21 protein-coding genes and 2 pseudogenes are annotated in these 22,229 nt (G+C 49.4%); 11 read left to right on the top strand and 12 right to left on the bottom strand.

Translation table 11 applies throughout. From position 1 onward, the window contains the following. Window positions 1-30 precede the first annotated feature (30 nt). Both FE784_RS11690 and FE784_RS11685 read right to left on the bottom strand, forming a co-directional pair. The gene (locus FE784_RS11690) at window positions 31-750 is read right to left on the bottom strand and encodes an SDR family NAD(P)-dependent oxidoreductase (protein WP_139602384.1); all 720 of its coding nucleotides are present in this window, start codon (window positions 748-750) and stop codon (window positions 31-33) included. A 13-nt stretch (window positions 751-763) separates the two neighbouring features. After that, window positions 764-1,537, bottom strand: coding sequence for a type I 3-dehydroquinate dehydratase (locus tag FE784_RS11685; RefSeq protein ID WP_139602383.1), 774 nt, complete (start codon window positions 1,535-1,537; stop codon window positions 764-766). A gap of 166 nt (window positions 1,538-1,703) precedes the next feature. Here FE784_RS11685 and FE784_RS11680 point away from each other — a divergent pair, with 166 nt between their 5' ends. Continuing rightward, window positions 1,704-2,483 carry a helix-turn-helix domain-containing protein gene (locus FE784_RS11680; protein WP_139602382.1) on the top strand — a complete coding sequence of 260 codons (780 nt, stop codon included), beginning with the start codon at window positions 1,704-1,706 and terminating at the stop codon, window positions 2,481-2,483. A 284-nt stretch (window positions 2,484-2,767) separates the two neighbouring features. Here FE784_RS11680 and FE784_RS11675 read toward each other — a convergent pair whose 3' ends face one another. Next, window positions 2,768-3,718 (bottom strand): helix-turn-helix transcriptional regulator, encoded by a 951-nt coding sequence (locus FE784_RS11675; RefSeq protein ID WP_246131994.1) that lies wholly within the window; start codon window positions 3,716-3,718, stop codon window positions 2,768-2,770. Between the two features lie 419 nt (window positions 3,719-4,137). On the opposite strand from FE784_RS11675, the gene FE784_RS11670 reads away from it, so the two are divergent. The 3 genes from FE784_RS11670 (at window position 4,138) to FE784_RS11660 (ending at window position 6,977) form a co-directional block, all read left to right on the top strand. Next, window positions 4,138-4,617: a hypothetical protein gene (locus FE784_RS11670; protein WP_139602381.1), complete on the top strand. Its 480-nt coding sequence runs from the start codon at window positions 4,138-4,140 to the stop codon at window positions 4,615-4,617. A gap of 113 nt (window positions 4,618-4,730) precedes the next feature. Then, on the top strand, window positions 4,731-5,207 hold the full coding sequence (locus tag FE784_RS11665; protein ID WP_139602380.1) for a GyrI-like domain-containing protein: 477 nt from the start codon (window positions 4,731-4,733) through the stop codon (window positions 5,205-5,207). 1,353 nt (window positions 5,208-6,560) lie between these two features. Continuing rightward, window positions 6,561-6,977, top strand: coding sequence for a VOC family protein (locus tag FE784_RS11660; protein ID WP_007729208.1), 417 nt, complete (start codon window positions 6,561-6,563; stop codon window positions 6,975-6,977). Window positions 6,978-7,042: 65 nt separating this feature from the next. Here the strand turns inward: FE784_RS11660 and FE784_RS11655 are convergent. Then, a pseudogene (locus FE784_RS11655) lies at window positions 7,043-7,468 on the bottom strand (SRPBCC family protein). A gap of 76 nt (window positions 7,469-7,544) precedes the next feature. Continuing rightward, the gene (locus tag FE784_RS11650) at window positions 7,545-8,501 is read right to left on the bottom strand and encodes a sigma-70 family RNA polymerase sigma factor (protein WP_054975466.1); all 957 of its coding nucleotides are present in this window, start codon (window positions 8,499-8,501) and stop codon (window positions 7,545-7,547) included. 470 nt (window positions 8,502-8,971) lie between these two features. On the opposite strand from FE784_RS11650, the pseudogene FE784_RS11645 reads away from it, so the two are divergent. Both FE784_RS11645 and FE784_RS42610 read left to right on the top strand, forming a co-directional pair. Then, window positions 8,972-9,730, top strand: a pseudogene (locus tag FE784_RS11645) (IS110 family transposase); the annotation flags it as partial. Window positions 9,731-9,987: 257 nt separating this feature from the next. Next, a complete protein-coding gene (locus FE784_RS42610) occupies window positions 9,988-10,086 on the top strand; it encodes a sporulation protein YjcZ (protein WP_139602379.1) in 99 nt (32 codons plus the stop codon). A gap of 287 nt (window positions 10,087-10,373) precedes the next feature. Here FE784_RS42610 and FE784_RS11635 read toward each other — a convergent pair whose 3' ends face one another. Together FE784_RS11635 and FE784_RS11630 are read right to left on the bottom strand one after the other, a co-directional pair. Further along, a complete protein-coding gene (locus FE784_RS11635; RefSeq protein ID WP_139602378.1) occupies window positions 10,374-10,661 on the bottom strand; it encodes a hypothetical protein in 288 nt (95 codons plus the stop codon). 262 nt (window positions 10,662-10,923) lie between these two features. Beyond that, window positions 10,924-11,364: a MerR family transcriptional regulator gene (locus FE784_RS11630; protein WP_139602377.1), complete on the bottom strand. Its 441-nt coding sequence runs from the start codon at window positions 11,362-11,364 to the stop codon at window positions 10,924-10,926. Between the two features lie 171 nt (window positions 11,365-11,535). Here FE784_RS11630 and FE784_RS11625 point away from each other — a divergent pair, with 171 nt between their 5' ends. Further along, on the top strand, window positions 11,536-12,387 hold the full coding sequence (locus tag FE784_RS11625; RefSeq protein ID WP_139602376.1) for an aldo/keto reductase: 852 nt from the start codon (window positions 11,536-11,538) through the stop codon (window positions 12,385-12,387). Window positions 12,388-12,712: 325 nt separating this feature from the next. On the opposite strand, the gene FE784_RS11620 is transcribed toward FE784_RS11625, so the two are convergent. The 3 genes from FE784_RS11620 to FE784_RS11610 form a co-directional block, all read right to left on the bottom strand. Further along, window positions 12,713-13,282, bottom strand: a complete 570-nt coding sequence (locus FE784_RS11620) for a dihydrofolate reductase family protein (protein ID WP_139602375.1) — start codon at window positions 13,280-13,282, stop codon at window positions 12,713-12,715. Between the two features lie 241 nt (window positions 13,283-13,523). Then, a complete protein-coding gene (locus FE784_RS11615) occupies window positions 13,524-13,799 on the bottom strand; it encodes a hypothetical protein (RefSeq protein WP_139602374.1) in 276 nt (91 codons plus the stop codon). A 373-nt stretch (window positions 13,800-14,172) separates the two neighbouring features. Beyond that, a complete protein-coding gene (locus FE784_RS11610; protein WP_139602373.1) occupies window positions 14,173-15,012 on the bottom strand; it encodes an AraC family transcriptional regulator in 840 nt (279 codons plus the stop codon). Window positions 15,013-15,189: 177 nt separating this feature from the next. Between FE784_RS11610 and FE784_RS11605 the strand changes: the two genes are divergently transcribed. From FE784_RS11605 to FE784_RS41845, 4 genes are all read left to right on the top strand, one after another. Then, window positions 15,190-16,074, top strand: a complete 885-nt coding sequence (locus FE784_RS11605; protein ID WP_139602372.1) for a sialidase family protein — start codon at window positions 15,190-15,192, stop codon at window positions 16,072-16,074. Between the two features lies 1 nt (window position 16,075). Beyond that, window positions 16,076-17,005, top strand: a complete 930-nt coding sequence (locus FE784_RS11600) for a sugar phosphate isomerase/epimerase family protein (protein WP_139602371.1) — start codon at window positions 16,076-16,078, stop codon at window positions 17,003-17,005. Next, on the top strand, window positions 17,002-17,805 hold the full coding sequence (locus FE784_RS11595; RefSeq protein WP_139602370.1) for a M55 family metallopeptidase: 804 nt from the start codon (window positions 17,002-17,004) through the stop codon (window positions 17,803-17,805). Before FE784_RS11600 ends, FE784_RS11595 begins: the two co-directional genes overlap by 4 nt. 720 nt (window positions 17,806-18,525) lie before the next feature. Continuing rightward, window positions 18,526-18,861: an amino acid--tRNA ligase-related protein gene (locus FE784_RS41845; RefSeq protein WP_342779095.1), complete on the top strand. Its 336-nt coding sequence runs from the start codon at window positions 18,526-18,528 to the stop codon at window positions 18,859-18,861. Between the two features lie 15 nt (window positions 18,862-18,876). On the opposite strand, the gene FE784_RS11585 is transcribed toward FE784_RS41845, so the two are convergent. Further along, window positions 18,877-20,202 (bottom strand): ABC transporter substrate-binding protein, encoded by a 1,326-nt coding sequence (locus tag FE784_RS11585; RefSeq protein ID WP_139602369.1) that lies wholly within the window; start codon window positions 20,200-20,202, stop codon window positions 18,877-18,879. Window positions 20,203-20,258: 56 nt separating this feature from the next. After that, complete coding sequence (locus FE784_RS11580; protein WP_139602368.1) at window positions 20,259-21,965, bottom strand: sialidase family protein; 1,707 nt, start codon at window positions 21,963-21,965, stop codon at window positions 20,259-20,261. Between the last annotated feature and the right edge of the window lie 264 nt (window positions 21,966-22,229).

Below are 22,229 nucleotides of genomic sequence, written 5' to 3'. Positions count from 1 at the left end.
GAAGGATGCTGCCTTCATGGGGGCAGTCCTTTACATTGATTTTCGCGAGCCATCAACCTGGTAATTTTGGCCCGAAATATAACTGGCTTCGTCACTGGCAAGAAAACAAACCACGTTCGCACATTCTCTCGTTGTTCCGGAACGCCCGAGGAAAGACATTTCGGGAGCATTCGTTTTCTCATTAATGTTGCCGGGAGATACGGCGTTCACCGTAATTCCGTACGGACCGACCTCTTTGGCCAACGCCCGGGTAAACGCGATAATCGCCCCTTTTGACATGGAGTAGTCCACCATATTCCGAAGTCCATATACCCCCGCAACGGAACCAAGGTTGACGATTCTGCCGTATTGATTCTCGATCATATTGCTCAGTACGGCGTGCGTGAAATACATCGTGCCTAGAATGTTGACTTCGATTTTTGTTTTCCAGAGCTCGCTATTGGATTTTACAAAATGCATACATCCTTCTCGGTAGATGCCCGCATTGTTGATAAGTGCATCGATTTTTCCTAAACTGCGCAGTACCTCTTCTACCACTGCATAAACGCCCGATTCATCGCTGACATCGCATAAACGCGCCATAACCATTACCCCCTTGTCCTTCAGCTCCTTTTCTAATTCCTGAAGAGACGACGGGTTCACATCGATAATGACAAGATTGGCGTGATGTTCAGCAAGCAGAATGGCGGTTGCTCGTCCAATCCCTTGTGCTGCGCCTGTTACGATGACGTTTTTGCCTGTAAAATCCATAACGCGCCTCCGTTTATTTTCGATTCAGGCGATAATCGATATTATCCAGTACACTTTTTTCTGCACGAAGCAGAACCTTTTCCTTATGTCCCGCAGGTGTATAGGTTTGGACACAGAGGGCAAAGCAAGAGCCGAGGAGCGGTCCGATCGCTCTATGCAGCTTCCCGTGAACACCCATGCCAATATGCAAAAACGGTACGTTCAATGCTTGGGATACGACCCAAGTCGTTTTCATAGAATCGATCATCTCTTCTTCACTATTAACGCTCATCGCGATCTTGACAAAATCGGCTCCTCTGGACTCCAGCTCTTTGGCGTGGGCCAACACTTCCTCGGTATTCATATACACCCAAGTATGCGAAGACATCAATACTTCGCCGCCCAATTCATGAACTTTGGCTATCACTTGCTTTTGCTTTTCAATCGCTTCTGGGTTGAAGGAAAGCTCCAAAGGAGACCTGTCGAACATATCGCCCATCATATCGATCATATTGGCGCCTGCTTTAACAGCCATTATTTGCTCGTCAATTAACTGTTCGTCGCTTTTCTCCGAATCCTTGCTCCGATAGTTCATCGTGTAGATCGGCTTATCACAGGTGTATCTGAAAACACGCCGCAGATCGTTATGATTTACATATTCTGGCGCCATCTTTTCAAGATGAATCATAAAGCCATCCGCACCGTCCAGCATTGCGTTTCGGATTGTGCAAATTGCATCATCGGGGGTTCTGTCACTCATCGAGGCGACGAGTAACGGAAATTTTTGATTTGAGAATAAAGTACTCATGATTTCACACTCCTTTTTCTAGTTACATGGTACTACAGTTCTGGAGTGCAACCAATGTGAAAAGCGATGTAGGATTTATCAAATACGATAATCATGATCTCGAAACTATCAGAAAAACGTAGACTCATTTATAAAAAAAGATTACAATGCGTTTGGAGGTGACATCATGGATATTCGGAATATCCTAATAACCGACATCCAAACCTTGTTCCTCGTTTCACTCACTACAAACGAACGGAAGAAGATCAACCATAGAAGCTTCTACGGTTTGAGCTTTGCGATCAGCGGTGAAATTGTATATACGCTAAACGAGAAAGAATATATTTCCGACAGGGAGCATTTGCTTTTTTTGCCCAAAGGGCAGTCATACTCCCTGCATTGCACAGAAAGCGGATTATTTCCCCTTATCAATTTTGAAATCGCGAACGCGCAGTCTTTCTCACAGATTATGACTTTTCGGGTAAGAGATAATTTGTCTTTACACAATTTGTTTTGGGAGCTTGAGATACAGGCGAAGTCGGGCGACTCCAAAAATCGTCTTTATAGAATGTCGCTGCTCTATCAATTGCTGTCGTATGCGATCATTCCGGATGAAGAACAACAATCTTCCCCAAAACGATTCATTTTGCAGCCCGCAATCGAATATTTGGAAAACAACTATGATAATTCCAATTTGAACAATACCTTATTGTCCAAAAAAGCATGTATCAGCGAGGTGTATTTCCGAAAATTGTTCAAGGAGGAATACGGCCTATCTCCCAAGCAGTATGTACAAAAAATTAGAATAAACAAAGCGAAGGAGCTGTTGCGGAGCGAATATCTTTCGGTGACCACAGTAGCGGAAATGGTCGGTTATTCGAGTATATTTAATTTTTCCAAAGCGTTCAAAACACAAACCGGCTATGCACCGTCCGATTATTTAAAAGGACTGGGAGACGGCCGGTGATGACGGATGGGGCCATTTTCAGATTCACTGCTTCAAAGCTTCCTGCATACGCCTGTCTTCTGTTATATAAAAGATGAACCCGGATCGATTCGACCCGGGTTTAATGGAGTACTGCTGCTCGCCAGACCGATATACAGCTGCCGCTCGTCGTATAGCAGCTTGGACCGTGAGGCTATCAAATGGGAAAATGAGTAAAACTGAAAATAGCACCACTTGAGGAGGCGATTTACAATATCTACCGACGTCATAGGAGACTACATTTATTGGCATAGCGTCTATTTTCGTTAAAATGTTGGCGGTACCCTTAAACGCTCTTCCAAAATCACGCGCAGCTCATCAGGAATCCGCTCAAACTCGACCCCTTTCCCCAAAAACAAAAGCCAATCCGCATAATACGACAGCGCCTCAACATCGGTTACATCCAACTGAACATTGAAAATCCCGCTCGACTGAAACATCCCAGTAAAGGACAAAATAATCCCCGGCGGGTGCATACGCTTAAAGCGCTGAATCCCAGTCGTATCAAGCTTCACAACAAGATTGGACTCACGTGCACCAAGCAGTTTTTTGCTTAAAATCTCTTGCTCAGACCACTTCATCTCCTGCTCAGAAATTGCCGAATCCCGCAGCATCTCAACAGGCAAATAACGAAACTCATCCGTATCAAAATCATAAACCTCGACCAGCCACTGAGCGTTCGAGTTAAAAATATGCAGCAAAAAAACGTCCATCAACTGCGGCCAGCCCGGACTCAGCTCATAAGTCAAGCGCAAGTGCTTATCCCGCACAGCAAGCGAAATCAGCTGGTTCAGCCCCGCAGGCGCCGCATCATCGAGCTCCAAAAGATTCGGATTGGCAGGATTTGTATTTTCAAAAAGCAAGATATTATTCAGCTCGATCAGCTCGTCTTGCTGGGTTTGCGACGCGATGCCGATTAGTTTTTCAGTGATTGAGCGGCGATTTTGCAGATAAGGCAGCTGCGAATTTTTCGAGGCGATAAAGCTGATAAAAATCGCCTTCAGCTCTTCTGGCGTGAAGCGGACGGCGGGCAGATACTGATTTTGCAGGACATAGTAGCCGCCACCGCGCCCAAGCTCGGTCGTTAGCGGAAAACCCATCGCCTGAATCTCGTTAATGTCGCGAATCGCCGTCGCTCGGGAAATCTTGAACTCCCGCTGAATCTCGGCAATCGTAAAATGCGCGCGGTTATTGATGTAGCGCATGATCAGGTTCACTCGTTCTGTTTTCCTCATGATTTTATTGTATCAAAAATGTAGCAATAAGAAAAACGTCTATCGACGTACTTCGAGGATGAGCGACCGCGATTTAGCGGAAATTTTCTTGGTAAAGAAAGTCCCATTTCGCTTTAGCGCTTTAGCGAAGTTAAACTTTCTTTAACGATAAAAAAATGTCAATATTTTACGCTGGTATCAAGTAGCCCACCAAATCGAAAGAGCATGACCCGACCACAAGGGGCGAGTAGTGAGATTAAAGACTTGATAAACATTAGTTTTCAATCTCAAATGTAAAAATTTCCACCATAGATGTGTTGAAAAGTCCGGCGATTTAAATGGCAATAAAAAGTATCATTTTTTGATACATTCGGCAAATAGAATCAATCTTGTAAAAAATAAATCCACGAGGAGAGAACAAAATGTCTAACTACTCAATCAAAACAATCTCAGAAAACTACAAAATGACTGCTTTCGGTGTTTCACTTGAAGACTACAACGACTGGGCAGGTAATGCAGCAAAAACTGCAGCGAAAAAAGCTGAAATCACTGAAAACGGCAAGCTTGCTGAACTTCTCGCGCTCGCTGACGGGCAAGAATATCAAATCAACTACGTCATCGACGGCAAGGCTTGGCGCGGCTTCGGCGTGATGGGTGAGTTCGACGTGGAAGGCGCGGTCGTCCTCGATTTCCTCGCTGGCGACTACCTCGTCGTGCCTGGCACAGGCGCTGACAAAGACCGCCTTGCTGACGAAATCACGGGCAAAGTTTTCGGCGGCATGCTGCAAGGAATCACAGACTACAAATACATTGGTCCTGGTAACTCAACACTTGTCAAAGCAGACGAAAACGGTGAATTCTACGGCGAAATGTGGCTTCGTGCAAAAAAAGTCGAAGGCTAATGCAAGCTTTTGGTGGCAAAGAAGGCTTCTTGTTTGATCGATTGGGGATCGTTGGAATTTTGTAGCGGAGCCTGACCTCTCAGAAGTTAAACCTGGATAAAAGGAGCACTCACATGGCAGATTACACAATTGAACACAAAAAATCATTCACCTTGACCGCTTATGGTTTTTCAATTCATTCGAATTTTCAAGATATGCAAGCTTTGCAAAAGGAAAAAGCTGAGTTTTGGGGCGGACTCAAGGCTGACGGGCGTTTTGATAAGCTCAAACACGCCGCAAAAGACGATCGTGAATGGTCAGTCAACGAGGTTTATCAAGGCAAACCTTGGAATTATTTCGCGGTAGAAGCTGGCAAATCAGTGGCTGACGCAACGCGCATCATCGAGTTTCCAGAGAGCGAGTACATCGTGGTCGCAGGAAATGGCGACAAGGAAACTTTGTTTGATCAGCTGACTTACCGTGCTTTTGGCGAAGTCTTGGCCCAAATCACTGACTATGCTTACATCGGCGGTCCAAATGCGACTTATCGCAAAGATAACGGCGACGGCACTTTCTACGGCGAATTTTGGGTGCCTGTGGTTAAAAAATAAAAAAGAATAAATCCTGTGAAAACAGGATTTTTTTATTTTATCAAATGGTTGAAACCTTAGACGAACTTGCAATACCCTTCCTGTTAACAAGGAAGACTTCATAACCGGCGAGGAAGCAAAGAAGCAATTTGGATTAAAAGTTGACCTCCCATAGCGCTTGCATACAACAAGCCGGTTTTCCTTAGCGTGCGGAATTTACGGCTTGTTTGAAGATATTTTCGCTTAGCGTACGTTTTCCGCGTTTTGTTGGCGGTACCCCTATATTACGCTTACTCCCGTTACTTCAATGACAAAGCAGACCGCTATACAGCAGCCTGCTCAATTTAACTATCGTGCCCGTTAGCTCAATCTTTCCCTGCTATGTCAAGGGCTAAGGAAGAAGCGAACGTATCTTATGTATAAGATTATCTGCAAAAGTTTGTTTTGTAGATCCCTTATCGTTGGTCAAATATTGTACGTTACCATATTCGTTGGATTTATGATCAAGATTAATCACTACAGACTCTACTATTACAATAGGCCTCCCCTTTTCTTGGACGATTGCGTACGTGATGGCTGGTAATTCACCAAATTCTGGATACCTATGTAGCGGTGCTCGCTAAGATAGGCGATCTCTTCTTTTGACAGTCCCGATTTGATCCGTCGTTGTTGGAATGGCAGATGCGTTCTGCCTTTGATGTCCATAGCCTCGACAACTTCCTCAGTCGTCAATGGCTTGGAATTCGCTTCGCCTTTTTCGTTAAACAGCTGCACGAGTTTTGCAGCCAGCGCCTCCGACGCTTCTTGCTTAATGCCTGTTTTGAAAGTAAAGTATAGGGACTGAGTTGAGATCGAATATGCGATCTGCTGTCCCGCCGAATCTTAAATATTGCCGCGGATGGGCGGGATGGATACGCCCTTCGTGATCATGCTTGTCTGGCGTTCCTAGAGACTCGGACCCTCGACGAACTGTAGATAAGCAAAACGTACGATTAGTGAAGAGAACAGGAGAAATGTAAGCATGAAAAAGACATTTAACCTAATACTGAAATGGCGACGGTTTCGAACTTTTTCTTTCGTACTTCGGTTTTATCATTAATTTCCATACCGTTCCCTCATTCCGTCACTCGATACCCACCCTTTAATTGTCATATATTCAGACGAATTCCTTTTTAGAGAGGTTCAATCTTTATCCCTGCACAATAAGAATAAGCAACCTTACGGGAATGGCGGGTATCCGAACTCAATACCAAGTTATTTTTCAAAATTTACGCTCCGAATCCATGAGACCGATGAATTCCCGGATCGGCTGTCGTCTATATAAACGAAGGCATAAATGAACACAAACTAATTTGACGAAGAGGTGTTTTGAAAATGGCATTAACGTCCGCATTCACGAGCTTCAACCTGCCTGTAAAAAACGTAGAACAATCGAAAGCGTTCTTCACCGGACTCGGATTCGAGCTCAACCCGCAATTCCCCGAGAACGAGAATTCGGTAGCCATCGTGATCGGCGACAACCTGCAGGTCATGCTGATCAATCAAGCATTCTTTAATACGCTCACGGAGAAGGAATCCGTCGATACGAGCAAGTATGCGCAGATGACGATCGCATTGGCCTTCGAGAGCCGGGAAAAGGTCGATGAAATCGTGAATACCGCGGTCTCCTTGGGCGGGAAATTGCACGCTGAACCTGAAGATCATGGGTTCATGTATCATTGGGGCTTCGTGGACTTGGACGGCCATCTGTGGGCCATTAACTACATGAACATGGATGCGGCACAAGGATAAGGCTAACGGAGAGGGTTCAAAAAGAAAGACGCCGGGCATCTTGCCCGGCGTCTTCTTCGCGATGATTAGTTTTGTTCGGTATAGGCTTTGAAATTGTCCATGATCGCTTGCCAGCCTGCTTGCTGGAACTCGACGGGATTGGAGCTTTCCGCGTCGAACGTTTCAATGACCTTCGTCTCATTCCCTTGATCGACGAAAGCAATATCCACTCTTCTTCCGTCTTCCACGGTGTAGCCGATCGCCTCATGCCGATTCACGACATCGTAGACGCCGCCAAAATCAAAGCCCATGCTGCCATCCTTCGCTTCCATCCGTGTCAGAAACTTGCTGCCGACCCGCAGATCGTTTTCGGCTCTCGGCGCATGCCAGTCCTCGGACGCTTGATTTCACTTCGTGATGTGATCCGGCTCGGTCCAATAGCGCCATACCTTCTCGATAGGAGCTTGAATGACGGCTTGCACGGTTACTTTCGTCGGTTGACTCGTTTCCATTTTAAATAGACACCTCTCTCATGATATTCGTCGTTTGGTTATTCTCAATGATATAGACGTAAGCCAATGACGAAATTCATTGGTCAATTCGCTCAGGCAGCCCAAATCGCGAAAATAATGGCGTATGAATGAAGTTTTGAACGTGCAGGATTTGATTTTCTTTGGTTTCGATGACGTGGATGCCCCAGGGTACCAGGCCAGAGCCCTCTTTGCCCGGCATATACTGGGCCAACGCCGGATAACCGCCATTCACCGTAATGGGCACAAATCGCGAACCTTCGCAATGCCAGCGAGTAAGCGAATAGAAGGCGGACAAATCTTCCTTGCCGCGGATCCACATCTCGAAGGGCGGCATCGACATGCAGCCTTCCTCGTGGAACAACGCGACGAGCGCAGCAATATCGAATTGCTCGAAGGCCTCCACATACCGGGACAGCAGCTGCTGCTCCGGTTGAACGTCCATGCTGCTGAGCTCATCCGAGCGAAGCTGCGCCCGGTCCATCGTCTCTCGGGCTCTTTGCAAGGCGCTGTTCACCGCTGCCGGCGACATCGCCAACGTTTCCGCGATCTGCTTGGAGGACCATTCAAATACATCCTTCAAAATGAGTACCGCGCGCTGCCGCGGAGGCAAGGTCTGCAGGAGAGCGATGAAGCACAGTTGAAGGGTATCTCTGCGGACGAGCCGATCCTCCGGATTGCCCCCAAAGTCGGGAGACGGCCAGATCCAGGCAGAGTCCGGCAGCGTGTCGCGCGGCTCGACGATGGCGACGGCCGGATCGAACAGGTCAACGGGAAGCGCGCGGCGTTTGGATTGTCTCAGCTTGTCCAAGCACAGGTTGGAGGCAATCCGATAGACCCAAGTTTTGAACGAGGAATCCTGTCTGAACGTGCTCCAGCTCTGCCAGACCCGAATACTCGTCTCCTGAACGGCATCGTCCGCATCGTCCATGGAGCCTAGCATTCGGTAACAGAACGAGGTTAAGCCCGGCTTCAAGCTTGCAAATAATGGTTCGTCAAATGCGGTCTCGTTCATCGCGGCCTCCCTTAACGATCTCCCCGAAGGGTGGTACCTTCATTATATGCAATGAAACGGACAGCCTCAATCCGAATAAATAGGCAGGATTTAGTACTCATGGATAAAAATTTAGCACGATCGTACTAATAATTCAATAACCAATAAATTAAGCCTTGTCTATACTTTAGAAATAATTCGCAATACCTCACGCCAGGACCTGAATACTGGAGCTATCCTGCCCGTTCGTATTATGAGGTCACCAGATCTTTCTGGTAGACCTCTTTTTTATATGGGTCGTAAGATAGCGGTAGTCGGGGATCGAACGATTCTGCCCGTGGGAGCTGGATCCCGAGAGCTATACCGTTCATCCCCCCTACTTGTTAAACCATGATTAGGCTGGTTGGGACGATGATCCCGAATCACATGCGATAATGTGGACGACAAAGAAGATTAGGGGTTACCGGTGAAATCATATTGGGAGTGATGAAATGAACCCTGTCATTGGTTTGGATGTTTCAAAAGGTGAGAGTCATGCACAAGCTTTTGCAGATCGAGGAATGCCCTATGGAAAGACTTTTCTTTTTAAGCACAATGTCGAGGGATTTGCGTCCTTTCTCCGTTTTGCTCAAGACATAGAATCCTTTACGGGGAAACGTCCGGCCGTCGTGTTAGAAGCAACGGGTCATTATCATAGCTCTGTTGTTCAATTCATGGATGAGAATCAGTATCTGTACATCGTCATTAATCCGTTACTTTCACACCAAGCGAAAAAAGCCAACTTACGAAAGGTGAAAACGGATGCTGCTGACGCATACCAGCTGGGGGAAATGTTCTACAAAGAAGGCCTGGAGCCTTACAAAAAACGAGGTCAGTATCTGATGAACTTGCGTTATCTAACACGGCAACATGAGTCTCTTACGGATATGTACGTTCAAATAAAGTTACAGTTTCAAGCAGTGATGGATCAGGTTTTCCCGGAGTATCATGGCGTGTTTGGTGACCTTTATTCGAAAGTGTCCCTTCGTTTTCTAGCTCTATATCCAACGTCTCAAGCGGTGCTAGCCATGTCCGAGAAAGACGTCACGGCGAACATTCAGAGCCTTGCAGGACATGTTAATCCTACCCGTTGGTCGCAGGAAAGTGCACAAAAGCTAATGGCTGCCGCAGAGCGTAATCCCTTCAAAGAGACCGCTTTCCCGAGTCATTTAATCTCTCTGGAGCTGCAGTGCATTCATTGCTTGGTACAACGGTCGCGCAGCCGGCACAGGTCCGGAAGTGTACACGATCAGCAAGAACTATAATTTGGCGAACTTCATTACACGCAAGGATTACATTGTATTCGATAAGATCGAGTTGTTTGAAGTGAACGAGTATAGCAGTAATTAATGAGTATCCCCCGCTGGCTAATGCTGGCGGGGTATTTTTTATCAATAGGATATAGTCTAATCAAATTCAAAAACATCTCCATAGTATGTAGAGCATGTTACAGAGGAGGAGGGAAAGCATGAGCGGTGTAGGTGGCGCATTTACTTCTACTGGTGTGATTTTGGTCCTCTTTATCTTGTTGGTTATTGTTTTGTGTAGTTGTGGGATCTTTTTGTAGCTGGTTTAGTAATTGGAGGCTTATACACATCAACAGTCAAGAAAGAAGGATCAGGGATCATTCTCTGGTATTTTTATTATCACACTGCCCATCCCAATGTGTTAACTGCTGCATAGATTAAAAATGTAACGTACAGTTCCTCCCCCACTAATAAATCCCCCCCCTGGCTTCGGATGGCGGGGGATTGTTTATGTGCACAATTGAGCAATCGTCTAAATGATGGTGGCTTAAGACGATCATGATCTCTATGTACTAAGGCAAATTTATTATCCGTGCCCCATAATGGCTTAGAAATATATAATAACCTCATTTTCCCCTCGGGGAGTAGACTCTTTATTAATATCTACCTTAATATCCGGGATTACCATATTGGAAGGTTCGTCAAAATAACTATCTTGTGCTAACTCATCGCCATCCTCCACATCGTAGAACACCGTTGACGTTGTTCTATTAATTTGCAGTAAACCGTGATCATCGATCTCCCATTTGAATTTTTCAACAATATTCTGGCAGGGATGATCAAAGTATATCCAACCATCCTCACCAAGAATGAAAGCAACTACTACATCCTCCAAAGCACCCGGGGGATATAAGTAATCTTAGGACCACAATCCAGTTATTCGTTTTTCTAACGACAACTTAACCCCCCCTATATTTCTACTTTCGATTAAGGAACTGGCCGTTCAAGCAGGCTATCGTTAAATGTATTCCGCTAACGTACCCGTTAGTTCAATCTAGACTGATGTGGATTTCGTTCAATGCCAAGCCAATCAGGAGTTTCAAACCGAAGTGTTTCTTCAAGGTGATTAATGTAGTCACAAATATCTCTCATGCCTTTTAAACAGAGGGCGAATAAAATACGTCAGAATGCATATGCTGGATTTTGTCCCAGTTGCCGGGATTGGTCGTATCTGGTGTACGGTGCTCCAGAATGGCCTGATATAGGGCGGTTTTTTGTACCAAATGGGCAACGTGCCGTTTGGCTTCTTCGAGCTTAACGAGTGCCGCTTCTTTATGCTCCATCATGAGTAAGCTGCGTTGCGGAATGGTCGATTCCCCTTCGAGACAGAGGTCGACGTACGTTTTGATGACCTCAATCGGCATCCCGGATTGCTTGAGGCATTTGACGCCATGCAGCCAGTTGATCGATTCTTCGTCGAACAGCCGGATATTATTCTCATTGCGCTGTACGCTTGGCACCAACCCTTTATCGGTGTAAAAGCGTACAGCGTGCTCGGTGAGTCCCGTTATCAGGGCGGCTTCTTTGACCGTATGCATGTGTAATCCTCCCTAGAAAAAATTATAAAGACCGCTTGACTTCGTGTTACACGAAGGCGATAAGCTTATTATAATGCAAATCGGCCGTAAGCGGAATCCCCGCTGCGGTGCCCGATTCCCGGGATTCGCGGCCGTTTGCCGTTTTACATTTGAACAATGGGAGGAATTAAAATGCAAACTGTAACATTGAACAACGGTGTGAAAATGCCGATCATCGGCTTCGGTGTCTACCAAATTCCCGATGCTGAAGAATGCGAGAACGCGGTATATGAAGCGCTGATGGCCGGTTACCGCCTGATCGACACCGCCGCCGGTTACCTCAACGAGGAAGCGGTCGGACGCGCGATCAAGCGCAGCAGCGTACCGCGTGAGGAGCTGTTCATCACGACCAAGCTCTGGGTTCAGGATGCCGGCTACGAGAGTGCCAAGCTGGCGTTTGCCAAATCCCTGAATAAGCTACAGCTCGACTATCTTGATCTGTACCTTATTCACCAGCCGTTCGGCGATTACTATGGCGCTTGGCGCGCGATGGAAGACCTGTACCGCGAAGGCAAAATCAAGGCGATCGGTGTCAGTAACTTCCTGCCCGACCGTTTGATGGACCTCATCGTGCATAACGAAATCGTGCCCGCCGTCAACCAGGTCGAAACGCACCCGTTCTACCAGCAGATCGAGAGCGCCGCTTTTATGAAAGAGCAGGGAGTGCAGCACCAGTCGTGGGCGCCGTTCGCTGAAGGACTCAACAACATGTTCGGCAACGAAGTGCTGATCTCGATCGCAGAAAAACACAACAAGTCCGTCGCCCAGGTCGTGTTGCGCTGGCTTGTTCAGCGTGAAGTCGTTGTAATTCCAAAATCGGTGAGAAAAGAGCGGATGGTCGAAAACTTCGACATTTTCGATTTTGAGTTGAGAGAGAACGACATGAAACAAATTTCCACCCTCGATACGCGAGAAACTCTTTTCTTATCGTACCACGATCCGAAGTTCGCCAAGATGCTGGGCACCTTGAGAGTCGATCTGTAACCTTGATCGAACCGTAAACTCATCACTCGTTTATCCTCATATCTATTAAGAAAGGACAGGCTCGCCTGTCCTTTCTTTACTTGAATTATTGCGGCAAGCATAAGTATGGCAAATCCTAAGAATAGCCAATCTGCTGCTACCAGCGTAACGACGTCCATACTTCAACCAACCAATAGCGGTAACACACAGAACCACCTAGACCTCCCGATGAAATAACTATTCTGCCCGTTACTTCAACGAACAACGGCAGCCGACCGTGTGCCGTCTGCCGTCATGTCGTAACTGAACTATCTTCTCCGTTAGCGGAACACCTTGTACGGCACGGCTATTTCTCCAACTCATAGCGGGCCGCGATAATGCCCGACTTGAGCGTTCGGCTGGACAGCAGCTTGAGCCTGATTTTCTCACCGTCGCCGTGGAATGCCGATTTTCCGCCGCCCAAGATGACCGGACAAATCGTCAGCAGGAATTCGTCGATCAAGCCGAGCTCAAGCAACGTCCTCGCCGCCCCCGGACTGCCGAAGATAACGAGATTTTTGCCAGGCTGCTCTTTGAGCGCCTTGATTTCCTCTGCGATATTGTCCTTGATCAGCATCGTATTGTTCCATTCCACAATGTCCATCGAGCCGGAAATGACGATCTTCTTAACATCCTGCAGCCATTTGGCATGCTCCATACCGTGCCTCGACGCATTCGGATTGTCCAGCACCGTGGGCCAGTAGCTCTCCATCATCCGATACGTCGTGCGTCCGTATACGGGAGAGCCGACTTCGGCTACGACCTCCTCGGCGTATTTCTCTAATTCCTCGTTGTACGGAATCCAATCTAGTCCTCCGTTCGAATCCGACGCATACCCGTCCAGCGACACATGCATGAACAATACGAGTTTTCTCATGTTTGCTTCTCCTCCGATTTCGAATTTAGTTGTTCGATTTTTGGGCAGTAGGCCCGTGTTTCGTCCTGCTCTTACGTTCACTATAAATCATTACGTTACGTAAGGTTCAAGTGGAAATCTGAATTTTCTTCGAAGACAACAATGTTGCGCAAATCTGCCCGTTAGCGAAGCGAGGCCACCGATCGATCAATCCGCAGCAGCCTCGTCTTGTTGAATGATTCAGCTCTCGTCTCCGTCACAATCACTTAGCATACGTAAACCGTAAGAATTGTTGCCCATCCCTTGATATTCCATATAAATCCCAGGCAACAAAATCTTCCGAGAATCCAATAATGACTTCAAGTTCTGGCGGGATATATTCTGTATCGATTAAGTATGCAGTTAACCTTTCATGACCTTCTAATGCAACAATCCTTGAGTATAGCTCTCGAAGCTTCGCAGTCGCCTCTTCACGTTCCTTTTCCAGTTTCGTCTGGTATTCCGAACGGATCGCGAGCAGCTCGCGCTCTTTCTCCACATCCTTGCGCTCCACAAGCCTTTCTAACTATATCGTTTTGCCGTGGGTTCTTCATCATATCAAAGCCTGGCATCGCGAGAGCTACGAACGTGCACAATCTGGTCGTCTCGGTAGTCAGCTTCTTGACGGAGAGGGAGCAGCAAATGATCGCGGTTCAAAACGGCAGACCCTATGCCCTAAAAGATCCGAAGATCCTTGAGACGTTCGGGAAAACCTCGAGGTGTTGAAAGATAAAAATGTGCAGGAAACCGTGCTGAGAGAAGCGGAAGAGAAAGGATCGAAGCGATCAAGAAATAGCGCTTATGTTAAAGAAGGCAGCCTGTGAAAATCTTTCATAGGCTGTCTTCTTCCGTCGTATTGACGCGAAAGTCGATCAAGGCTTGTTATGCTCCCTCCGGTAAATGGCAGGGGAGGCAGCCTCCATTCTTTTGAACATTTTAATGAAATACGAATGATTGTTGAAACCGCACTGATACGCAATATCAGTAACGGACAGGTTCGTTTCCCGCAGCAGCTTTTTGGCGTGATGAATCCGCTTGATCGAAATAAATTTGTTGATGGTCGTCCCTGTATATTTATGGAATAGGCTGCTAGTATACGTCGGGTTCATATGGATCAGACCGCTCAGTTTTTTCAAAGAAAGCTCCTGATGGAAATTGGCTCCTATATATTGTACGAGATACGAGATTTCGTCGGGAATGATGGAGCCGGGCACCGCGTTGTCTGCTCCTTGCTCTTGTTGTTCGTACACCCGGTAAGCGAGAATGAGCAACTGCTTGATTAGACTGTTCAGAACGTCTGCGTAACCGTTTTTTTTGTCCAGCAGCTCTTGCTGAATGGTCGAATAGATCATACTGACTCTCTTCTGCTGAGCCGAATCGAACTGGACATGACAGCAATCGGAGGGCATAAGGTCCAAACAAAATTCAAGGGAGCCGTTCCAATTTGTCCTCAAAAACTCCTCCTTCCACATCAGAACGTTGCGGCATAGGATGCGATCCACTTCCGTTTGAATGACTTTATGCAGCGTATAGGGGCGAATGATCATGAGCGATCCCGACTGAAGCGGGTACGGCCGGTCGGATACCCAATAACTTCCCGTCCCGTTCTCGATATAGTACATTTCTACGCCGTTATGACTCTGAAACCCCGGATAAGGAGCGACCGAGTCCAGGTTGTAATACAGCAGCACCGGAAAATCGTTAAAGATCATATCAACCGCACCACTTAAATCTTCGGCAGTTTCGAAAGAAACTTGAATCTGTCTCACCCCACACCTTGTTTTCCCAAAAATAATTATATCACCTCCCAAATTTATGACAATCGGGGCAAAAATAATAGATTTATAATGATGAAGAATCCTAAAACGAAACTGTGAAGGAGAACCCAGATGAATAGACCGTTACATAGTAAAGGCGATCTGCGCAACATCGCAACCGGGATTGGATTGCCGAAGAAGCACTATTGCGATCAGCCTTACACCATCGTTGCAGGCAATGGAAACTGGTTATGCATCCTGACGACAGGCAGTGGAAAGGAAGGAGATTCCGACCAGCATATCGTCGCTACCATCAGTACGGATGAAGGACGCACATGGTCGGGCTTGATCGACATCGAACCCCCCGGTCCGCCGGAATCGTCCTGGGTCACTCCGTTCGTTGCGCCGAGCGGCCGCGTGTACGTCTTCTACACCTACAATGGAAAAAACATGCGGGAAGTACTCGGAAGCACCTTGTACGCACGCAAGCGCGTGGACACACTCGGCGATATCGCGTTCAAGTATTCCGATGACTTGGGGTATACATGGTCGAAAGAGTGTTGCTACGCTTACAGCCGGGACGACGGCCATACGTGGACGGCTCCGGCCCATGCCGTCTATACACCGGGAGGACGCAAGATCAAACATCCCCGGGTCGCTAATTTCGTTCGCAAGCTCAGCAATGGAAACTACTTGCTCTGGTATCATAATCACGGCAAAAATAACCGCAACAGCCCGAGCAGCGCTTACGCCGACCGCAATCCGGCCTGGTTTGCCGGAGGAATCAAGAAGGATGGTTTCATTCACTGGTCAAAGCCGGAAATCGTGCTGTACGACGACAATCCGAATACGCGTTATCCCGGTTTTTTGGAGACGGCGGACGGACGATTCTTCATTATGGAAACGCAGAAAACGATTGCCCGCATTCATCAGGTCGATCGCTGCTTGCGCACTACCGAAGCGGTAGGTAATTACCGGGCCGGGCCGGCGCCTGCTTGCGACAGCGAGGTGGACTGAGATGACGCGAGGCTGGCAAACGTATATGCGGTTAGGCATTAACCACCATCTCCTTTTCCCCCGATCGTTCGAGTCCGCCGAGACGCATATTCGCACGCTTCCGCAAGTTTTGGCCATGGATGCGTTTGAAGTTGTCGATCTGTTCATACTCGATGAATCGTACCTCGATCAGGCTGCCGGGTTAGTCGCTCAAAGTGGCAAACAAGCGGTGTACAACTGTCCGCTTATGACCGGACCTGGTTTTAATCCGCACAGCTTCGACGAAGCCGTTCGCCAAGCGACGCTGTCTGAGGCAAAGCTGCACATGGACCGGGCGAAGCTTCTCGGCGCGCGTATGGCGGTCGTTGCAAGCGGCTCCGATCCGGGTGAGGACGACCGCGCCAAGCAGTCGATCTTGTTCGCCGATTATGTAGCCGAGCTGTGCCGATATGCCGGGCCGGAGCTGGAACTAATCATTGAGCCGTTCGACAGGTCGATCGGTAAAAGGCTGCTGATCGGCTCGACCCCCGAAGCGGCTGCAATTGTCGAACTGGTTCGTAAGCTGGGAGTCGGCAACGTCGGACTATTGATCGATATGGGGCATGTTCCTTTAATGGAGGAAACGTTCGATTTTGCGATTCGGCATTCCGCTCCGTATATCCGTCATGTCCACCTGGGCAGTTGCGTTATGAATAATCCGTCCGACCCGCTGTATGGCGATATGCATCCGCCGTGGGGCTATCCGGGCGGAGAAAACGATGTGCCGGAGCTCGTTCAGTTTCTCTGCGGATTGTTCGAGGTCGGATATTTGGGCGAAGGGAAACGTCCTACCGTCACGTTCGAAATGAGGCCGTATCCGAATCGTTCGGAGTCGGCAAGCGTTGCTTTGTTTATAGACAAATTGGAGGAAGCGTGGCGGCAGGTTGCGCTGAAAAGGGGAAAATCGGTATGAAATGGATGATTCGCGTCGATATGGAGGGAGTCACCGGTGTCGTCAATATGAACCAGGTCGTGCCGGGAGCAGCCGATTACCATTCCGGACTGCGCATGCTGAAGCACGATCTCGCCTCCGTTCTCGAAGGACTGCTGCTTGCGCCCGAAGATCGGGTAGTGCTTTACGATATTCATTTTTGGGGGACAAACGTCGAATTGGACGAACTCGATCCCCGGGTATCGGTCATATGCGGCAAACCGAACTATACGCCGGACAATATGTCCTTTGTGAATGATACGTTCGACGGTGTCATCCTGCTCGGCCTTCACTCCAAAGCGGGAACTCCGGGCGGACTGCTCGCCCACAATTACGAGCACGATATAGTATGTATGTCGGTCAACGGTCTCGTCGTAGGGGAAATTGGCCTCGAGGCTCTGATCGCGGGCGAAGCCGGCGTGCCCCTAGTGATGGTGACGGCCGATTCCGAAGGTGCGAGAGAGACGAACGAGCTGCTTCCCGGTACGCTTACCGTCGTCGTCAAGGAATCGCTTGGCGATATGTCAGCCTTATGCTATCCACCTTCTCTTACGAGGAAAAGATTGAAGGCGGCTGCCGCGTTATGCGTTGAAACGGCGCCGCGTCTTACTCCTTTTTTGATGAGCGGCCCGATCGAGCTGGATATGAAGTTCAAGCCCGGCGCTCTTCTGGATAAGCTGAAAACGCGGATATACGGCAGCTTCGTGGACGAAGACCGGATTATACTGACTGGCGGCAGCGTAATCGAAGCTTGGGAACAATATTTGATCGCCAAGGCGTAACTATCGGATGCATAAAACATTGACAATCGGACCCAAAATGAATGTTTTGATTCAAACAACCAAAACGTTGAACCGGAGAAGTAACCCGGACCGCGCAGCGCACAGAGAGCCGTCCCTTCGCCGGGAGCTGCGATCGGTAGAAAGACACCGGCGAGTTCGACCTGAACGGATCGTTTCGCGATTCCAGTAGGATCGGACGCGCACCCCGCGTTATGAGGTTCGAGCGATCGCGCGATAGGCGCGATAATCAGGGTGGTACCGCGAGCAGGTTGGACCTCGTCCCCTTCGGGGACGGGGTCTTTGTGTTTTCTTGCCGGCAGGATTACGCTTCAGCTTCACGTTTTGGGTACTAGGAGGTGATGTACATGGACGATGGCGACGATAATAACAACTTCGCTTTTCGCAACATCAAATTGAAAATCAGGGAGTGTTTTTCATGCCGACTCATTCGTTCACCGGATCCGTGTGCTCTGCTCCCGGATCTCCGAACATATGGTGCGACCGTAACCGTACAAGGCTGGGTACATGGCATCCGGAACTTGGGCCGGCTCGCTTTCGTTAATGTGCGCGCGAGCGGGATCGTGCAATGCGTCCTCTAAGGGGAATTGGCCGATATGCAGCTTACCCTCGAATCGGTCGTGTCCATCACCGGAATTGCCTTCGAAGCGCCGAAAGCACCTGGCGGTGTCGAAATCCGGGATACCACAGTCGATTGCATAAGTGCCGCCGCACCGCTGCCTTTCGAGATCAACAAAAAAACGATCGGCGCGCGACTCGACACGATGCTGGACCACCGTGTGCTGTCGCTCAGACACCCGCACGTGCACGCGACTTCCGGATTCGAGCCGCCTTGGCCGGCGCTTTCGCGATTACTTGTCCGCACGCGGCTTTACCCAAATTTTCACACCGAAAATCGTGGCGTCCGGCACGGAGGGAGGCTCCCACCTGTTCCCGGTCGACTACTTCAATCGTCCGGCCTATTTGGCCCAGTCTCCCCCATTTTCTCGACATTCGGCCAAGCAGAGACGGCCGTCCCAAAACAAACAGCCGCCATGACGGCGGCCGTCCGAACTATTTGCCCGAAGCGCGTTCTGCTTCGATCATTTTGTTGACCTCTTCGCCCGTGATGCGCAAGGCGGTATTGACGTCCATCGCTCCTTTGGCCAGCTCGGTCATGTACTTGTCGTAGATCAGCTCGGCTTTCGGATCGTACTTCGATTTCGGAGCGCTTGGCGCGTGCGGCCGAAGGTAGACGGCTTGAAAATTTTTATCTTTGATAGACGCTTCCTGGGCGAACGCTTTCTTAATCTCGCCGTCCTTCAGCACGGTCAGCATCCCACGCTTGGAAATGGACAGCTGATAGTCGTCGGAGGTCAAATACTTCAGCACCTCCATAGCTTGCTCCTTGTTCTTGCTCGTCGAAGTAACGGTGAAATAGATCGGATACGCCTGCGATCCGAGACCCGGGGCTTCCTTCATCTCGGGCAGCGACACCATGTCCCAGTTCACCCCGGCCATGCCCTTTTGCTCGAATGGGAAGTCCGACACGTAGACAAGCATCGCCATATTTTTTTGCGTATAAAACGTATTGCTGGCCACCGAGCCGAACAACGTATTTTTCTCGTTTACGATCTCCTTGAAGCCCGGCTGGCTAATAATCGGCGCAATCAGTGAATTGTACAGCGTCTTAATCTTCGGATTGTCGGTATTGGCCTGCTGCTTGACGGGGTCGATGATCGGTACGGACAGTTGATTCAGCCGCATAAACTGATGCTGCTGTGACACGCCCAGTCCGATATAACGAACGCCGTCCTCCGTCCGGGTCAGCTTGCGCGCCAGCTCCAGCGTCTCTTCCCAGTTCATCCCGTCTTTCGGATACGCCATGCCGAACTTGTCGAAAATATCCTTATTGTAAAACAGCACGAGGTTTTTGTTGATGACCGGCAGCGCATAAATTTCGCCGCCAGGCTGCTTGGTCCCGTCGAGCATAACAGGCTCGATCCGGTTCAGATCGACGTTATTTTTTTTGATCAGTTCTCGCAGATCGTATTGCAGGTTGGCGTTCGTCAAAGTATCCATAAACAAGCCGACAGAATCCCAATAAATATCGAACTTATCGCCCGCGATCAGAAGCTGCTCCATTTTCTGGCCGTTCTCATCAACGATATATTTAATCGTATACTGTGGAAACTTCTCCCGTATGGCATTGCCGAAACGTTCGTTAAACGCCGCCTCCGAATTGCGGCTTTTTGAGAAAAACACAAGCTCCGCAGGCTTGCTTAAATCGACGCCCGTCGATTTCGTTTCGCCGGCTCCGGCTCCCGGCGCCTCTCCTCCACAGCCTGCCAACGCCAGCAGCGCCGCGCTTAGAACCGATGTCGTTAATATTTTGCGCATCGCCTATTCCACCCTTCGAATAAATTGAACAGCATGGAGCGCAAGCCGCAGCCGTACTATTGCAGCGCGATCGAATCCAGCCGCAGCCGAATATCGCTCGGCTCGGACATGCCGACCGGCCATTCCGGAGCCGTATACAAGCCGCCGAAAAAAATTTTGCGCAGCAGGGCGCCATGTATGCTTACTGGGGCACCGTCATTGAGGCGGACTGTAAAACCGCCCGGCTCAAATTCGACAACGAAACGCAACCACGTCCGCAGCGGAACTTCTCCTAGCGCGAAGCTGCGCCCGTCGGTTAGCCTGACCCGGATGACGTCCGATTTGCACTCCTCGCTGTACAGCGCGCTGAGCGTGCATCCGCTGTGCGTTTTCCCGCCCAATGTCAGCAGTGTGAACTCCGTGCCGTTATACCGGTGCAGGCTGAGCTCGAAAGCGAGCCTCAATCGGGGTTTCACCGTCAATTCCTCGGTCAGCACGAGACCTAGGCCCGAATGCTTCTGTCCGAGTGTCGCCGTATGCCCCTCGATCCGCAAGCCTCGTCTACTCTCGCGAGGCAGCAGAAACGGCTTACCGAAGTCCGGCAGAGGCTCGACCGTCGCGGAATGAATGCCTGCGAACGTATATGCCACATACAGCTTGTTCCCATCGACGAAGCCGTTTGGATAATACGCCCTGCCCCCCTCCGGCTGAACAAGCGGACCGGGCAGCAGCAGATCTGGGTTGCAAATCGGCGCGAAATAAAGCGATAACTGATACCTGTCGAAGCCCATCCGCTTGGGCGTATTCACCCACATATCGTTCATCGCCATAAGCAGACTGTCTTGCGTGCCGATGCCGGACGCCGCGTAAGGCCGGGATATAATCGAGTCGACCTCGATTGGTCGGGCCGGGCTCCATGTCATGCCGAGGTCGTCGCTGTACGCGTACAGCAGCATGTAGTGCGGCTTGTCGAGCTCGGGCCGGGCTATAAGGTCCGGGTTATCCTGCGAGGTCGAATTACGGACGAGCAGTCCGATTCGTCCGTCAGCCTGCTCGAACAGGACGGGCTCCCACATGATAATCGTCTCAGTCCCGTAATCGCCCGGATCCTCTCCGATCTGCTCCCATCGAATCCCTTCGATTGGTTCGCTCCACTGCCAGGACGCTCCCCCGTCCTCACTGCGCAGCACCGCCGCATAACGGGTATCGCCTACGATAAATGAGCCCGTATACGGAAGGCTGCACGGAAATAGCATAACGTTGTCGCGCGTTAGAAGCCCGTGGGTCGTCGGGAATCCGACAACTTGGCCCTTCAGCGATGATGGGGCCGACGGCACCTCGCGGTTCACCCAATGAATGCCGTCCGTCGAGGAGGAGACGAACGTTTTCTCCCCGTTGAATGTACACCAGGCGCAATACAGCACCTCATCATTGTAATTAATGAAGCTCGGCTGCCATTGATTGTCGTCTTCGATAGGATTCTCGCTGCCCGAATCTGCGGTGAACAGACGGATCGGCTTGCTCCAATGAACGAAGTCGTCGCTATAGCTTAAAAAATTGAACTGACCGGGTACGTGCTCAGCTCCGGTCTCGTTCGCATTCCAGCATGCGTAGAAGCGGTCCCGAAATTTGACGATATCGACGTCGTGGTTGTACTTCAGCAGCGGCCGAACGGCCGGATGAGGGAAATAAATGTCGGCGAACGTGATGGCAGGATCGTAAAGCTCCGGACGAAACACCTCCCCCTCCGCTGTTAGCAAACTGGCATGAATCGGTTTAGACATTGCGTTGCTCCTCCCTTTGTATGCTGTTGCACGAAAAGTCCGATGGACGTCCCCATTATCGCGCCAACCGGGCAAGGCGTATACGGAACGATTGCGAATATAAGGAAAAGTCGGGAAGGAGCGCGCGAACTATCCGAAACGGAACGCAATTTACATGACCGGTGAGTAAGGGGGCCGACGCGCAAACGGATCATTCCTCAAATCGCTGCTAGCAATGCTCGCTTCGACAGCCAACGTTTCACTACGCTCTGTTTGTCATCAGGA

Source organism: Paenibacillus hemerocallicola (genome assembly GCF_006265175.1).
GTDB lineage: Bacteria > Bacillota > Bacilli > Paenibacillales > NBRC-103111 > Paenibacillus_AB > Paenibacillus_AB hemerocallicola.
This window is presented reverse-complemented; position numbering and strand designations above follow the sequence as displayed.